Here is a 15,149-nt window from a genome sequence, read left to right on the forward strand (position 1 = left end):
GTACGCGCCCCGACACGACCTCCGGGGAGGATGGACCCATGAGCGGCGAGGTGTGGCTGGTCGTCGGCCTCGGCAACCCCGGCCCCGCGTACGCCGGGCACCGCCACAACGTCGGCTACCTCGTCACCGACGAGCTGGCCTCGCGGATGGGCAGTCCCTTCCGGTCGCACAAGTCCGGGCGCGCCGACGTCGTCGAGGGCCGGCTGTCCCTGGGCGGTCCGCGCGTGGTGCTGGCCCGCGGTCGCGGCTACATGAACGAGTCCGGCGGCCCGGTGAAGGCACTCGCCACCTTCTACAAGGTCGAGCCCGACCACGTGATCGCGATCCACGACGAGCTCGACATCGCCTTCGGCACCTTGCGGGTCAAGCTCGGCGGCGGCGACAACGGGCACAACGGTCTCAAGTCGATGCGCTCGTCGCTCGGCACCGGGGACTTCTACCGCGTCCGCGCCGGCATCGGGCGGCCCCCCGGTCGTCAGGACGTCGCCGACTTCGTGCTCTCCAACTACTCGACCGTCGAGCGCAAGGAGCTGCCCTTCCAGGTCTCCGACGCCGCCGACGCGGTCGAGTCGCTGATCACCGACGGCCTCGAGAAGACCCAGCAGCGCTTCAACTCCTGAGCGCCGGGCTCACCAATATGGGCGAATCGGCCACCGGCCGCGGCGTACGACGGACCCGACGGCGTCACCATGGCGACGCCACACCGGAGCGACCGTGCGCGGTCGCTCGGTGTGGACCAACGTCGAAGGGACCCGCATGAGCTCGCTCCTGTCATCCGGAACGGTCGGCCGCCGCTCGCGGGACGCCCTGATCCGCGCCCGCGGACGGATGATCTTCGCCGTGCCGGAGACGTGGCGCGGCCGGGTGGCGGCGACGCTGCCGGCGCGCCTGGTCCCGCCGGAGATGCGCCCCGGCTACTTCGACCGCTACTTCGACCAGAGCGAGCCGTTCGGGTTCGAAGGCCGGCCCGAGCAGCAGCTCTAGGTCACCCGCGCCGCCGTCGCGACGCGGATCCCGGACGACCGGTCAGCGGGTGGGCTTGGGGCAGACCGTCCCGGCCGTGGGCGCCTCGACCCGTTCGAGCCAGTCCTCGCGCCACAGAGGCAGGTGCTCGCGGGCGCAGAACCACGCGCCGGAGGTGTAGTGGCCCTTGCACACGACGTCCTCGAGGGCGATGCACTCCTGCTTCATGTGCAGCAGCTCGCCCGTCTGCTCGTTGATGAGGCGCTCGACGCGTTGGTGCACGCGGAACGTCTGCCCGCAGTACTGCACCATCTCGTGAGTGAAGAGCATGCCGCGGTGCCCTCCGTCTGCGTTGAGGGTCCGCCCGATCTCCTCCTTGGAGCGGACCCGGACCCAGTCGCCCGGCTGGAGGCCGAGCTTCTCGCCGTCCACGCGGTCCTTGCCGGCGACCTCCATGGGGAGGTACGGACGCAGTCCGGCCTTGCGCGCCAGCTTGGTGGCGAACGCACTGGAGCCGACGCGCACCAGCTCCGGCACCCCGATGTTGCCGACGCGCACCTCACGGACGTACTGGCCGATCGCCATCTCCGGCATCGGCGTCGTGGCACGGGTGGCCTCCGTCGCCTGGCAGCGGAACACCTCACCCTTCTCCGGGTCCGTGCGGTGGGCGCCGACGTCGATGAGCGGGAGCAGGCGCTCCGGGGCCACTCGGTGCGGATCATCGTCCGCCGAGGCGGAGTCGGCGTGCTCGAGCCAGATCTCCTTCCAGAAGATCCGGCACTCCGCCTGGCAGCCGCCGTGGCCGGAGCCGTCGCAGCGGGTCTCGTTGAGCAGGACCGCGTCGGTCATGCGCCTGCTGCGGGACTCCTTGCCCATGTAGTCGCAGATCTTCTCGAGCCGTCGGTAGACGGTCATGGTCCGCCCGGCGAACTCGGTCATCTCGAGCATGAACGGGACGTCCTCGTAGGACGCCGTGTCGTCGAGCGTCTCGAGGATCTCGTCGAGCGGCCGCAGCCGCACCTTGTCCCCGGGGCGCAACGACCCGGGCTCGACGAGCCTTCTCTTCGATCCGGTGGTGACGGTCATGTCGGGATCGTCCGGGTGCAGGGCGCCGAGCGGACGGGCGACTCGCGAATTGGTGCCATTTTGGGGACGGAGGCACCTTCGTCCGGCGTTAGCCTCGACGCATGAGCGTGCCGAGCAGCCCGGGGACGACCAGCGCGCCGCCACGCGTGGTGCTGGCGTCACGGCGTCTGGTGCACGAGAAGGTGTGGCAGGCGTCGCAGCTCGAGTTCGAGGACGTGGTGGCCGAGGTCGATGACGTGGCGTGGTGCCTCCCGCGGCCGAACCACGGGCCGGGAGCCGGACTGGTGACGCGCGGGCTCAACCGCGCGGGTCGCCCCTTCGGGCGTGACAGGCGGACGGTGATGCGTACCGTCGATCCCGCCCGACCCGTCCCGCCGGCGGACCTGTTCTTCGCGCTGTTCGCCGACGCCAGCGAGATCGGCATCCTCCCGTACGTGCGCGAAGAGGCCCAGCGGTGCACCAGGAGGGTGGCCTGGATCGTCGAGCTCTGGGGTCCGCAGCTCGGGCCCCACGCGGACTACCTGCGTCAGCTGCGCTGGTTCGACCACGTGATCGTCTCGAACCCGGCTGTCGTGGAGGCCGTGGAGCAGATGACGGGCGTGCCGTGCACCTATCTGCCGATGGCGGTCGACACGGCCCGGTACGCACCGGCTTCACCAGACTCACCCGCTCGCACGGTCGACGTCGCCAGCTGGGGGCGCCGGCTCGACGGCACGCACGAGCCGCTGGTGCGGGCCATGTCGGGCGGCGAGATCTTCTACCACTTCGACACCGTGCGGGGTCCGTGGGAGCTCAGCGAACACGTGGAGCACCGCCTCGTCCAGGCGGCGCTCCTGCAACGGACGAAGTACTCGATCGTCTACCGGATCAACGACGAGCCGGGCCGGGTCGAGCGCACCGGCGGCGAGGAGTCGCTGACCAACCGCTACTTCGAGGCGCTGGCGGCCGGCACGGTCATGCTCGGCACTGCACCGGACTCGCCGGAGTGGGAGCAGTGCTTCCCGTGGCCGGACGCGGTCGTGCCCATCTCGGCGCCGGAACCCGACATCCTGGACGTGATCCGCGACCTGGACCGCGACCCCGAGCGCCTGGTGCGCGCGCGCACAGCGTCCGTCACGACGTTCCTCCGGCAACACGACTGGGCGCACCGCTGGCGTGAGGTCCTGCGGCTCGTCGGGATGGACGAGCAACCCGCTCTCGCTGCTCGGCTCGCCGGTCTCGAGACCCGGTCGCGCAGCTGGGAGCGCGTGCCCTCGCTCTGAGCGGCTACCCACTATTGGGCAGCGTCGTGCTGCCCCGGGGTGCCGACCCCTGCAGACAGTGAGGCTGGATCCGTCGTCACGACGGACGTGGAGCCGTCGAGGGGGGCGACGAACAGCCTGGACGGGACACGTGGGGGACGAGTGACGAGCACGCACGAGAGCAGGGCCATGTCCTTCGACGCGGACGTCGACACCGACGGCGTGGCGAGGGGGTCGCGGCACACCCTCATCGCGCAGGTGGCGACGCAGCTCTCGCGGATCGCCGTCAGCGTCGTCCTCGCGCGGCTGCTGACCCCGAGCGACTTCGGCATCGTGGCCGCCGGCATGGTCATCATGGTCGCCGCGTGGCAGCTCACCGACCTCGGCACCGCCGCGGTCGTCATCCAGCGCCCGGCCGTCGACGACCGCCTGCTGACCTCGCTCTTCTACTTCAACGTCGTCCTGGGGATGGGTCTCACCGTCGCCACCGTCGCCCTCGCCCGTCCGCTGGCGCTCGGGCTCGGGCAGCCCGAGGCCGAGCCGGCCATCCGCGTGCTCGCACTCGTCTCCATCCTCGGCGCGGTGGGAAACATGCACTACGCGCTGCTGCGTCGGACGATGCAGTTCGGGCACCTGGCGACGATCAACATCGCGAGCGCAGTCGTCAGCGGGCTCCTGGGCATCGGGCTCGCACTGACCGGAGCCGGCATCTGGGCACTGGTGGCCTCCGCCCTCGCGCAGCCCGCGGTCACGTCCGTCATGGCGTGGTGGTACGTCCGCTGGCACCCGTCCGCGACGTTCAGCCTGATGTCCCTGCGCGAGGTGGCGCGCGTCAGCGTCCACTTCTTCTGGTCGAACACCCTCGTCGCGTTGTTCGCCCAGCTGGACAAGATCATCGTCAGCCGGCTCCTCGGGGGTGCCGCCCTCGGTACCTACACGCTGGCCCAGCGCACCGTCGCCTCGCCCGTCAGCGCCGTCAGCGGGGCGGTGTCCACCGTGAGCTTCTCGGCCTTCGCACGGGAGCAGGACAACCCGGAGGTGCTGCGATCGGGTGCTGCCCGCGCGCTCGGCGTCGTGGCCCTGGTGGTGCTGCCGACGATGGTCGGGCTGGCCGTCCTGGCCGAGCAGGCCGTGCTCGTGGTGTACGGGTCGAAGTGGGAGGCGGCCATCCCCGTCGTCCGCGTCCTCGCCCTGGTAACTGCCGTGCAGGCGGTCTCGTGCGTCACGGCCTCGGTGATGCAGGCCAAGGGACGCACCGACTGGTTGTACCGGTGGGCGCTCGCCTACTGCCTCGTGGGCGCTGGTGTCATGGCCTTCGCGGCGCAGTGGGGACTGATCGGCGTGAGCCTCGGGCTGGCCGTCGTGGTGTTCGTGCTGGCCCCATTCGAGATGAAGATGGCGCTCAGCCTCATCGACATGCGCCTCGGGACCTACCTGCGGACGTTGGTCCCGCACGTGCTCGTGACCGGCGCGATGGCGGGTGCCGTCGCGATGGCGGTATCGGTCGTCGCGCGCGCCGAGGGCTCGACATCGGTGCAGCTGCTGGCGGGAGTGGCCGTGGGGGCGGCGGTGTACGCGGTCCTGATGTGGAGACATCCCGTGCCGGCGATCGACGACGCGCGACGGGTGGCCGGCAGGGGGCGGGGCGAGGACTGATGAGGACGCAGGTACGGCGCATGTTGAAGACGAACGAGGCAGAGGCACACGAGGAGCACACGGTGGCCGGATACGGAATTGCGAACATCGGCACGGGGACCTACACGGACAAGCGGGACATCGATGTCGTGAGCCGCGGCGGCCTGTACGCGTCGACGTACGAGCTGATCGCCCGACACAGCCGCACGAGGACGGTGCTGGACCTGGGGTGCAGCGACGGTGTCGGCACCTACGGCCTGTCGCCGGACTTCCAGGCTCTCGGGGTCGACTTCGACCCCCAGTCCGTCGAGCTGGCCAACGACATCGCGCGCAGGCGCATGCAGCGTGGGGAGGGGCCGCACTACGAAGCGGTGTGCACAGACCTCCTCGACCCGTCCCCGGACCTCCTGCAGCGGCTGCGGGACACTCCCTTCGACACGGTCGTGGCGCTGGACGTCCTCGAGCACTTCACGTGGGCGGACGCCACCTCCATCCTGGAGATGCTGCGCAGCACGCTGGGCCCGCACACCCTGATCGTGAGCATGCCGGTCATCTCGCTCCGGAGCATCGAGACCTACCGCGGCCTGGCCGGCATCGTCCGCGACCGCGCGCGACCCCAGGACGGCCTCTTCGACCGCACGCACGAGATCCTCAAGGGCAAGGCTGCGCACCGGCGGCTCTTCCGGGAGAGCGGCTACAGCGTCCTGGAGGAGTACCAGACCGACCACGTCATCGGGACGTCCGGGGACTGGCAGTGGCAGTCGGGTGGAAGCGCAGCGAGCCACCTGACCGCGGAGATCGCCCGGAGGACCGACTCGGGGCACCGGATACCGAGATACCTGACCCAGGTCTACGCAGCCGCCCAGCCCCACCCTCTGGCGCGACGGGCGGTGGAGGCACTCGTCGTCTACCAGGGCCTCTACGTGCTCTCCTCAGGGAAGGCGTGACCTGCCATGGACGCTGTTGACATCCTGAAGATCTGCTTCCGCCGGTGGTACGTGATGCTGCCGATCCTGCTGGGCGCTGCCGGCGTCAGCTACCAGCTGGTCCAGTCCCAGGAGACGACCTACACGGCCTTCACCTCCTACGGACTGGTCCAGCCCCGGCTGACGGCCGAGGCGCAGGAACTGGAGCGGAACCCGCTCGGCACCGACGACAGCCGTCTCGTCGGCGCTGCGCTCGAGGCCCAGCTGAACTCCCGGTTGACGCAGGAGCAGCTCGGCAGTGAAGCCACCCAGGGGTGGGGACCCGGCGAGGCGAGTGACGGGTCGTCCTACTCCGTGGAGATCCCGCAGTTCGAGACGACCTACGAGGTCCGAGCCTGGGGCACCGACGAGCAGGCGGTGCAGGAAGTCGTCGACCGCGTGATCGAGGCTGCCCCGCGGATCGCCGACGAGCTCCAGAGCCGCGCCGGTGCGCCGACGTCGGTGCGTTACGAGCCCTTCGTGCTCGCCCCGACGCAGGTGGGAGCGCTGGCGTCGACCTCGGCGCTGAAGGTCGTGATCGCGGTGATGGGAGTCGGGACACTGGTCGGTGCTGCGTGGTCCGTCGTCGTCGACCGGATGCTGCGCCGCCGCCGGCGGACGGCCGGCGGGACCGCCGGCTCGGAGTACGATCCGGTCGCCGGTCCGGCGCCCTCTGCCACCTCGGACGAACCGGCCTCCGGGCCCCACATCGATCCTCCGGCCAGAGTGGGCCGGACTACCAAGGGAAGCAAGGACGCCGGACCACCGGAGTCCGGCCGGCGTGGACCTACCGACAATCCCGGCAAGGGTGGCGCGGGGAACCCGTCCCCGGGTGGGCGTTCGGATCGACGCCACCAGCCGCTCGTCCGGCGGTGAGACGGTGCCCGCCGCCGTGCCCGCCGACCTGCGCCGGTCGTTGAGGCGGGTCCTCGAACCGCTGGCGCTGGGGGGCGGCGCGGTGGCGCTGGTGATGATCGCGGTCGTCCCGTTCACCGGCGTCCTCGGCGCCACGGGGTGCGCCGCGCTGCTCGTGCTCGGGCTGCTCGTCGGCCTCCTCGCCCTCTCCGCCCGGGACGGGTGCTCGATCCTCACGTGGATGATCGTGCTGCTGCTGCTCGTGCCCCAGCCCTACGTGCTGGTGGGGCCGCTCAGGTCCGTGGGCAACCCGGCGACGCTCGTCGCCCTGGCCGGCCTCGCCATCTGGGCGGCCTCGCGCATCCTCAACCTCACCGACGCAGCACCGCTGCACCCGGTTCGCTGGATGCTGCTCGTCTTCTCGGTCACTGCCCTGACCTCGTACGCCGCCGGGGCGGTGCGGGACCTGACGCCGTCGGAGCAGGGAAGCATGGACCGGGTGGTGTTCCACTATCTCGCGCTGCTGGGGGTGGCCCTCCTCGCCGTGGACGAGCTCACCACCCGGGAGCGGATCACCACCCTCCTCCAGCGCCTCGTGCTGATAGGGGGAGTGGCGGCCTTCATCGGGATCATCGAGTTCAGCTCGAGCTTCGACTTCCGTGATTCGATGCTGCTTCCCGGGCTGACCACCAACGTCGACCTGGTGGCCAACACGAGGTCCGGGTTCGACCGCATCGAGGCGGGCGCGTCGCACCCCATCGAGTTCTCGGTCGTGACCGCGGCACTGGTCCCGCTGGCGCTGCACTTCGTCATCCACTCGCGGACCGCTCGGTGGCGCTACGCGTTGGCGCTCATCGCCATGCTCGCTGCCATCCCGATGACCGTGTCGCGCTCGGGGTTCCTGGCCCTCGCCGTGGGCTTCGTCGTCTACGCCGCCAGCCTCTCCCACCGGGGGCGGTTCAACGCCCTCGTGCTCGGCCTCATCGGGCTCGGTGTCTTCCGGGCCATGGTGCCGGGGCTGCTCGGGACCATGCGCAGCCTGTTCCGCGACGTGGGCAGCGACCCGAGCATCGAGGGAAGGACCGACGACTACGCGGCACTCCCGTCGCTGATGGAGGGGCACTGGAGTTGGGGTCGCGGCCTGGGGACCTTCGCGCCCGACGTGTACTTCTTCCTCGACAACCAGTTCCTGGCCGAGCTCCTCCAGGGGGGTGTCGTGGGATTCACCGCGTTCCTCGGACTCTTCGTCGTGGGTGTCGGGGTCGCGCGCGGCGTCCGCCGTCGCGCCGTCGATCCCGAGATGCGCAGCGTGGGACAGGCGCTGGCGGCCACGATCCTGTCCCTCGGTGTCTCCGCCCTCTTCTACGACCTGATGAGCTTTCGGCAGAGCGCGTTCCTGCTCGTCCTCGTCATCGGGTGCGCCGGCGCCTACTGGAGTCGGGTGCGACACCTCCCCAAGGAGCAGCACCGATCTGCCCCTGAGCCTGCTCCCGAGCCTGCGCCGGAGGAGGGGAGATGGCTGTCGCCAGTGTCGTGATCCCCGCCCACGACGAGGCCGCGTCGATCGGGCGTACGCTCCGGGCCCTGCGCAAGGGCCTGGACGGGCACGACCTCGACGTCGTCGTGGTCTGCAACGGCTGCTCGGACGACACCGCGGAGGTCGCTCGACGTGCCGACCCCCGGGCGCGGGTCCTCGAGATCGCCCAGCCGTCCAAGAACGAGGCCGTCCGGGTCGGCAACGCCTCCACGGACGTCTTCCCGCGCGTCCACCTCGACGCCGACATCGAGCTCGAGGGGTCCGCCGTCCTCGCCCTCCTGGCGCCGCTCGCCGACGGCGAGGTGCTAGCCACAGCGCCGCTGCGCCGCGTGCCGCGCGCGGGGTGCTCGCGGTGGGTGCGGTGGTACTACGACGTCTGGGAGTCCCTGCCCAACGTCGAGGCCGGCCTCTTCGGACGGGGCGTGATCGTCCTCTCGCGCGAGGCCCAGGCCCGCGTCGCGGCCCAGGCCGAGATCTTGAACGACGACCTCGCGATGTCCGACGCCTTCAGTGCCGACGAGCGGCGCATCGTCACCGGCGCGGTGGCAGTGGTCCGCCCGCCCCGCACCGTGCAGGACCTGGTGCGGCGTCGCGTCCGGGTGGGCACCGGCAACGCGCAGGCCGCCCGCCTCGGCGTACGGCACCCGTCGTCACGGACCACGCTGCGCACGCTGGTCGGCCTGGCCATGACCCGTCCGGGGCTGGCGCTGCGGATGCCCGTCTTCCTGGGGGTCTACGTCGTGGCGGGGCTGGGCGCCCGGCGGGCCGTGCGGGCCGGCGACTTCCAGACGTGGCAGCGCGACGAGAGCTCGCGGACCTGACCGGAGCGGCTCAGGAGAGTCCGGCCGGCGACGGCACGTCCGCGCCGAGGGCGACCAGGGTCGCTCCGGGGCTCAGCCGGTCCAGGTCGGCGCGGATCTCGTCGAGGTAGACCGGGTTCATCGCCACCACGAGGTCGGCCGGGTCGTCCGCGAGGGTGGCGGGCGCCAGGATCGGGTGGCCCGTGCCGGCGACGTACTTGCCGGCCAGGTGCGGGTTGACGTCGACGACGGCGTCCACGAGCCCCCCGGTCGGTCCGAGGGCGTGGAGGAACGCCGTGCCCTTGGAGCCGGAGCCCCACACGACCACCCGTCCGGAGCGGGCGTGGTCCTCGATGGTCCGCGCGAGCGACGCGACCTGGCCCCGTGCGGCCGTGCGGAACCCGACGGCCGCGCGGACGAGCCGCTCGAGGTCGGCGTCCGGCAGGCGCATGGGTCGCGGGCGCCCGGTGGGCAGGGCCTCGACGAGGAGGTACTGGTCGCCGTAGGCGAGCGTGGCAGAGCGCACCACGAAGCCGGACGACTCGAAGAGCTCCACGGCGACCTCGCGGGTCAGGTAGTTGCAGTGCTCGTGGTAGACGTCCCAGAAGGCGCCCTCGGCGAGGATCCGCCCGGCCTCGGGGATCTCGACGAGCACGGGCACGTCCGGGCGCCCCGCCAGGCCGTGCCGCAGCGCCCGCAGGATGGCGCCGGGGTCGTCGACGTGCTCGAGCACGTGGCGCATCGCCACCGCGTCCACCGACGACAGGTCGGTGTCGGCGTCGTACGACTCGGCGACGAGGGTGACGCGCGGGTCGGGCTCGCCGAAGCGGTGCGGGTCGACCGTCGGGTCCATGGCCAGCACCCGGCCGGCCCCGGCGGCGGCGAGGAGGCGGCTGAAATCGCCACGCCCCGCGCCGATCTCGAGGACGGTGCGCCCGCGGAGGTCCCAGGTGTCGACCCAACGTGCGGCGAGTCCGCGCGCGTAGTCGAGGAACGTGGTGGAGAAGGCCTGCGAGTCCTCGTAGCGGGCGCTGTAGGCCATGTCCTGCTCACCGAAGCGCCGGTTGGTCATCGCGCCGCAGCCCCGGCACAGCACGACCGCCAGCGCGCCCGTGGCGATCGAGACTGCCTCGGCCCGGCTGTCCATGACCAGGCAGCTGTGCACCGGGACGCTGGCCACGTCGTGCAGCGGCTCGCCTCCCGGGCGCCCGCAGATCGGGCAGGGACGTACGTCGTGCGGGTCAGGCGCCGGGTCCGACAAGGTCGAGCCTCGCCTTCTCGATGAGGAACCCCTCGGCGTAGGGCGCGCGGCACTCCACGCCGCGCAGCTTCATCAGCGCGAGGAAGGTCTCGTCTTCCCACCAGTCGCGGCCGACCTGCGAGGGGTAGACCTTGGTGAGCAGCTCGGCCTTGCGCCGGGCCCGGTCGGCGTCGAGGGGCACGTAGTGGGTGACGCGGCCAAGGTCGCCGTCCCACTTGGGGATCTCGTAGTGCAGGACGAGGGAGTCGCGCCACACCGTCGGCACCAGCTCGGCCAGCAGCCGGTGGTCCTGGTGGCTGTCGTCGCGGCGGGGGGCGAGGACCAGGTCGGGCGCGGGGTGCGCGCGGGCCGCGTCCTCGAGGACGTCCTTCACCGCCGCCCAGTGGTCCGGCAGACGCGAGTCGGGCAGCTGCCCGAACGTGACGCCCGCGCCGGCCCCGTTGAATGCCTCCGCGGCGGCCTCTGCCTCGAGCCGCCGCTCGGGAGAGCCGGTCAGGACCAGGTGGTGCACCTCCACGGCGGGTCGCTCGCGCAGCGCCAGCAGGGTCCCGCCGCAGCCGATCTCGACGTCGTCGGGGTGCGCGCCGACCGCCACGACCTGCAGCGGTCCGGCGGGCAGGTGCAGGTCCCTCATGTCGTCGCCACCAGCCGCGGCGCAGGGACCGGCACGTCGACCGGCTCCGGTGCGGGGACGGCCGTGTGCGGTGCGTGGCGCCACAGCGCCCAGGGGCACTCGCCGGACCAGTAGAGCGCCTCGAGCGAGGCGCGCTCCTTGAGCGTGTCCATCGGCCGCCAGAACCCGTCGTAGGGGATGGCGAGGAGCCGGCCCGCCTGCGCCGCCCGTGCGCACGCGTGGGTGACGAGGTCGTCACCCTCCTCGAGGTAGTCGAAGATCCCCTGGCGGAAGACGAAGAACCCGCCGTTGACCCGCAGCGGCAGGTCCTCGGCCGACCGGAACCCCGAGACGCGGTCGTCCTCGTCGGTCATCACCACGTGGAAGGAGCCGGGCGGCCGGATCGCCAGCAGCGAGCCGACGGCGTCCGACGCGGCGAGCCGGGCGACGAGCTGGTCCATCGGGGCGTCGGTGAGGACGTCGCCGTAGTGGGCGAGGAACATCTCGTCGTCGCCGAGGTGCCGGCGCACCCGCCGGAGCCGCTCGCCGATCTCGGTGGTGAGGCCGGTGTCGACGAAGGTGATCCGCCAGTCGCTGATGTCGCTGCTGAGCAGCTCCACGTCGCGCCCGCCGCCGGAGAGCACGAAGTCGTTGCTCGCGGTCTCCTCGTAGTTCAGGAAGTAGTCCTTGACGTGCTGACCGCCGTAGCCGAGGCAGAGCACGAACTCCGTGTGCCCGAAGTGGGCGTAGTAGCGCATGATGTGCCACAGGACCGGCCGGTCGCCGACGGTCATCATCGGCTTGGGACGCGGGTCGTCGCCGGAGCGCATGCGCATCCCCATGCCTCCGCAGAACAGGACGACCTTCATCCGATCACCTCCAGGGTCGGGAGGGGGAAGACGAGGCGCGCCCCCCACTCGCGGGTGTGTGCCAGCTGGTCGGTGATCTCCTCGCGGAGGTTCCACGGCAGCACGACGATGTAGTCCGGGCGCTCGCGGTCGAGGTGCTCGGGCTCGTGGATCGGGATGTGTGTGCCCGGCAGGAACTTGCCGTGCTTGAACGTGTTGCGGTCCACGGTGAACGAGATGAGGTCCTGGCGCACCCCGGCGTGGTTGAGGAGGGTGTTGCCCTTGCCGGGAGCGCCGTACGCCGCCACGGAGGCGCCCTCGCGGGAGCGCTCGATGAGGAACTGCACCAGGTCGTTGCGCGCGGTCGCGACCGAGCGGGCGAAGCCGTCGTGGCCCTCGACCGTGTGCAGGCCGGCCGCCTCCTCGTCGGCGAGGATCTTGGCGACTGCGTCGCTGGGCGCCCCGGCCGACGCGGTGGGCACCGACCACGTCCGCAGCGAGCCGCCGTGGGTCGACAGCTCCTCGACGTCGACGACCGTGAGCCCGGCCGCCTCCAGCACCCGCTGCGTGGTGAGCAGCGAGAGGTAGGAGTAGTGCTCGTGGTAGATCGTGTCGTAGAGGTTGCCCTCGATGAGCCGCAGCAGGTGCGGGATCTCGATGGTCACCGTCCCGGACTCACCGGCCAGGACGCGCAGGCCCGTGGCGAAGTCGACGATGTCGGGCACGTGCGCGAACACGTTGTTGGCGGCGACGAGGTCGGCGCTGCCGTGCCGCTCGACGAAGTCGCGGGCGGTCGCCTCGCCGACGAAGGCCACGGTGGTCTCGATGCCCTTCGCCCGCGCGGCCTCGGCGACGTTGGCGGCCGGCTCGATGCCGTGGCAGCGGATGCCGCGGGCCTGCACGTGCTGGAGCAGGTAGCCGTCGTTGCTGGCCACCTCCACCACGAAGGAGTCCTCGCCCAGCCGCAGCCGCGCGGCGGCGTCCTCGACGTAGCGACGGGCGTGCTCGACCCACGACTCGCTGAAGGACGAGAAGTAGGCGTAGTGGCTGAAGATGTCCTCCGCCGCGATGTAGGCGGGCAGCTGCACGAGCAGGCAGGTCTCGCAGATGCGCACGTTGAGCGGGTAGAACGTCTCGCCCCGGTCCAGCTCGTCGGCGGACAGGTAGCTCTCGCAGGGCGGCGACATGCCGAGGTCGACGAAGGTCCGGCGCAGCTCGGCGCCGCAGAGGCGGCAGGCGGGCAGGCTCATGACGCCACCTCCACCCGGTCGCCGAGGCGCAGGTCCGGTGTCATCCGGCCCTCCGCCTGGAGCTCGCGGATCCGGGCCAGCCGGACGAAGCGGGGGCCCTCGAAGTCCTCCGCCGCGAGACCGCGCTCGGCCATGTCGGCGGAGAGCTCGGCAATGCCGTCGGGGATGGTCCAGGCCGGCACGAAGCCCGGCAGCAGCCGGCCGATCTTGGTGAAGTCGACGCGGTAGTCACGGGTGTCGGGGCCGGCGCCGTCGGCGAAGGTCACCGGCACGTCCATGGCCCGGGACACGGCGTTGGCGATGTCGCGGACCTGCACGACGTCCTCGTCGCGGCCCACGTTGAACGCCTCGTCGTGCACGACCTCGACCGGGGCCGCGAGGACCGCCGCGAAGGCGCGGGCGATGTCCTCGGCGTGGACCAGCGGGCGCCACGGCGAGCCGTCGCTCTGCAGCTCCACCTTGCCGCGGGTGAACGCGGTGCCGGTCAGGTTGTTGACGACGATGTCGGCGCGCAGCCGCGTCGAGGAGCCGTACGCCGTCGCGTTGCGCATGTACGTCGGGCTGAAGTCGCCGTCGGCGAGGCTGGAGATCCCCTCCTCGGCGAGGACCTTGCTCTCGCCGTAGGGCGTGACCGGCCGGAAGGGGGCGTCCTCGTCCACGACGCCGTCGCCGGCCGCGCCGTACAGCGAGCAGGACGAGGCGAAGAGGAAGCGCCCCACGCCGGCGGCCTTCGCCACGCGGGCGGTGTGGACCGCGCCGCGCGCGTTGACCGAGAAGGTGGCGTCGGGGTTGAGGTGCCCGATCGGGTCGTTGGAGATCGCGGCGAGGTGTGCCACCGCGTCGAAGCCGCGGAGGTCCGCGGGGGCGGCGTCGCGCACGTCGCCGGTGCGCTGCTCGTAGTCGGTGAACGGTCGACCGAAGTCGCAGCCGTCGTACCAGCCGGCGTCCAGCCCGACCACGTCGTGGCCGGCGGCCAGGAGGTGGGGCACCATCACGGCGCCGAGGTAGCCCCGGTCGCCCGTCACGAGCACCCTCATGGCGCACCCGCAGCCGTCGTCGTGCCGATCGTCGTCATCGTCATGCTCACCGTCCCCCAGATCACTGCCGGATGTTCTTCCCCACTGCGCGACCGCACGGGCCCCGCGGATGGCCTCACCTTGATGCAGCGGGGGAAGGCCCGCGCGGATCCGGGACGGACATACCACCGACTGGGTACTCGCCCGGTGACGGGACGCGTCAGCGCAGTCGCTTGGCGAGCGACGCGGCGGCGTTGCGCACCCGGCGGGCGGGGGCGGTGGAGGCCAGCAGCCTGGCCTGCAGCGTGGCGGCGGTGTCGTCCGCGCGCACGCTGAACCGCGGCTGGAGCCACGCCCCGGGGTGGGCCGGACGCTGGTCGCTCACGTTGACCTCGGCGCACCCACCGGCCCGCAGCAGCGCGAGCGTGTGCCGGTCGTAGCGCCCGAGGGGAGCCGCGGCGCGGTCCACCCGGCGGCCGAGGAGGTCCTCGATCGCGTGGCGGGGCGAGAGGATCTCCGCGCGTGCCGCCTCGCCCCGGAGCCCGGCCCAGGGCCGGTGGGTCAGGCCGTGCGTGCCGACGTCCATCCCGGCGGCCAGGAGCTCCTCGAGCCCACTCACCGACGTGCTCCACGCGTCGCCGATCCGGTCGACGACGGGGAAGAACGTGGCGACCACGCCGCGCTCGACCAGCGCGGGGAGCACGACCTCGACGTCGGAGCGGTTGCCGTCGTCGAACGAGAGGGCGACCTGCGGCGCCTGTGCCACCCAGTCGAGGATCTCGAGGAGCTGGTCGCGGCCAACCCAGTAGCCCGCCTCCCCGGGCTCCCGCTCGTGCGTCGGGACACCGACGCCGTGGAAGCAGAGGGTGAAGGGCAGGTCGGGCCCGCGCGTGGTGCTGGGTCCCTGCGTCGTCACGGCCACGGGACGCAACGCTAGGGCGGGCGCCGGCCCGCTGGGCAGTGGTGGGCACGGACGTCCCCTGCTTGGGGCATATCGACGCGGCTCGCGTCGCGGCCGCCACCCGCGTTCCTACGCTCCGGGCCAGTGATGGCTCGAGGGGGAGTGTCGATGGCCGGGT

15 protein-coding genes are annotated in these 15,149 nt (G+C 71.8%); 8 read left to right on the top strand and 7 right to left on the bottom strand.

Annotated elements, in window-relative coordinates; translation table 11 throughout:
• The first annotated feature begins 38 nt into the window (after positions 1-38).
• Positions 39-620 carry an aminoacyl-tRNA hydrolase gene (gene pth, locus AC57BS_RS12140; protein WP_496411699.1) on the top strand — a complete coding sequence of 194 codons (582 nt, stop codon included), beginning with the start codon at positions 39-41 and terminating at the stop codon, positions 618-620.
• Positions 621-756: 136 nt separating this feature from the next.
• Positions 757-984, top strand: coding sequence for a hypothetical protein (locus AC57BS_RS12145; protein ID WP_496411700.1), 228 nt, complete (start codon positions 757-759; stop codon positions 982-984).
• A 42-nt stretch (positions 985-1,026) separates the two neighbouring features.
• Here AC57BS_RS12145 and AC57BS_RS12150 read toward each other — a convergent pair whose 3' ends face one another.
• Positions 1,027-2,049, bottom strand: coding sequence for a hypothetical protein (locus AC57BS_RS12150; RefSeq protein WP_496411701.1), 1,023 nt, complete (start codon positions 2,047-2,049; stop codon positions 1,027-1,029).
• A 101-nt stretch (positions 2,050-2,150) separates the two neighbouring features.
• Here AC57BS_RS12150 and AC57BS_RS12155 point away from each other — a divergent pair, with 101 nt between their 5' ends.
• From AC57BS_RS12155 to AC57BS_RS12180, 6 genes are all read left to right on the top strand, one after another.
• The gene (locus AC57BS_RS12155; protein WP_496411702.1) at positions 2,151-3,311 is read left to right on the top strand and encodes a glycosyltransferase family protein; all 1,161 of its coding nucleotides are present in this window, start codon (positions 2,151-2,153) and stop codon (positions 3,309-3,311) included.
• A 168-nt stretch (positions 3,312-3,479) separates the two neighbouring features.
• Positions 3,480-4,946, top strand: coding sequence for a lipopolysaccharide biosynthesis protein (locus AC57BS_RS12160; protein WP_496411703.1), 1,467 nt, complete (start codon positions 3,480-3,482; stop codon positions 4,944-4,946).
• A gap of 20 nt (positions 4,947-4,966) precedes the next feature.
• Positions 4,967-5,872 (top strand): class I SAM-dependent methyltransferase, encoded by a 906-nt coding sequence (locus AC57BS_RS12165; RefSeq protein ID WP_496411704.1) that lies wholly within the window; start codon positions 4,967-4,969, stop codon positions 5,870-5,872.
• 6 nt (positions 5,873-5,878) lie between these two features.
• A complete protein-coding gene (locus AC57BS_RS12170) occupies positions 5,879-6,766 on the top strand; it encodes a hypothetical protein (protein ID WP_496411705.1) in 888 nt (295 codons plus the stop codon).
• Positions 6,723-8,282 carry an O-antigen ligase family protein gene (locus tag AC57BS_RS12175; protein WP_496411706.1) on the top strand — a complete coding sequence of 520 codons (1,560 nt, stop codon included), beginning with the start codon at positions 6,723-6,725 and terminating at the stop codon, positions 8,280-8,282. Before AC57BS_RS12170 ends, AC57BS_RS12175 begins: the two co-directional genes overlap by 44 nt.
• Complete coding sequence (locus AC57BS_RS12180) at positions 8,261-9,103, top strand: glycosyltransferase family 2 protein (protein ID WP_496411707.1); 843 nt, start codon at positions 8,261-8,263, stop codon at positions 9,101-9,103. The genes AC57BS_RS12175 and AC57BS_RS12180 overlap by 22 nt, the downstream gene beginning before the upstream one ends.
• 10 nt (positions 9,104-9,113) lie before the next feature.
• Here the strand turns inward: AC57BS_RS12180 and AC57BS_RS12185 are convergent, their stop codons facing one another.
• The 6 genes from AC57BS_RS12185 to AC57BS_RS12210 all read right to left on the bottom strand — a co-directional run bounded on the left by AC57BS_RS12185 (position 9,114) and on the right by AC57BS_RS12210 (position 14,992).
• On the bottom strand, positions 9,114-10,343 hold the full coding sequence (locus tag AC57BS_RS12185; protein WP_496411708.1) for a class I SAM-dependent methyltransferase: 1,230 nt from the start codon (positions 10,341-10,343) through the stop codon (positions 9,114-9,116).
• Positions 10,324-10,977, bottom strand: a complete 654-nt coding sequence (locus AC57BS_RS12190; protein WP_496411709.1) for a PIG-L deacetylase family protein — start codon at positions 10,975-10,977, stop codon at positions 10,324-10,326. The genes AC57BS_RS12185 and AC57BS_RS12190 overlap by 20 nt, the downstream gene beginning before the upstream one ends.
• On the bottom strand, positions 10,974-11,825 hold the full coding sequence (locus tag AC57BS_RS12195; protein WP_496411710.1) for a sugar phosphate nucleotidyltransferase: 852 nt from the start codon (positions 11,823-11,825) through the stop codon (positions 10,974-10,976). The genes AC57BS_RS12190 and AC57BS_RS12195 overlap by 4 nt, the downstream gene beginning before the upstream one ends.
• Entirely contained in the window at positions 11,822-13,054 is a 1,233-nt protein-coding gene (locus tag AC57BS_RS12200; protein ID WP_496411711.1) for a class I SAM-dependent methyltransferase, read from the bottom strand. The genes AC57BS_RS12195 and AC57BS_RS12200 overlap by 4 nt, the downstream gene beginning before the upstream one ends.
• Positions 13,051-14,091, bottom strand: coding sequence for an NAD-dependent epimerase/dehydratase family protein (locus tag AC57BS_RS12205; RefSeq protein WP_496411712.1), 1,041 nt, complete (start codon positions 14,089-14,091; stop codon positions 13,051-13,053). The genes AC57BS_RS12200 and AC57BS_RS12205 overlap by 4 nt, the downstream gene beginning before the upstream one ends.
• A 199-nt stretch (positions 14,092-14,290) precedes the next feature.
• A complete protein-coding gene (locus AC57BS_RS12210) occupies positions 14,291-14,992 on the bottom strand; it encodes a polysaccharide deacetylase family protein (RefSeq protein ID WP_496411713.1) in 702 nt (233 codons plus the stop codon).
• Positions 14,993-15,149 lie beyond the last annotated feature (157 nt).

The sequence above is a fragment of the Nocardioides sp. BGA-UO-ETr-FS32 genome (assembly GCF_059567905.1).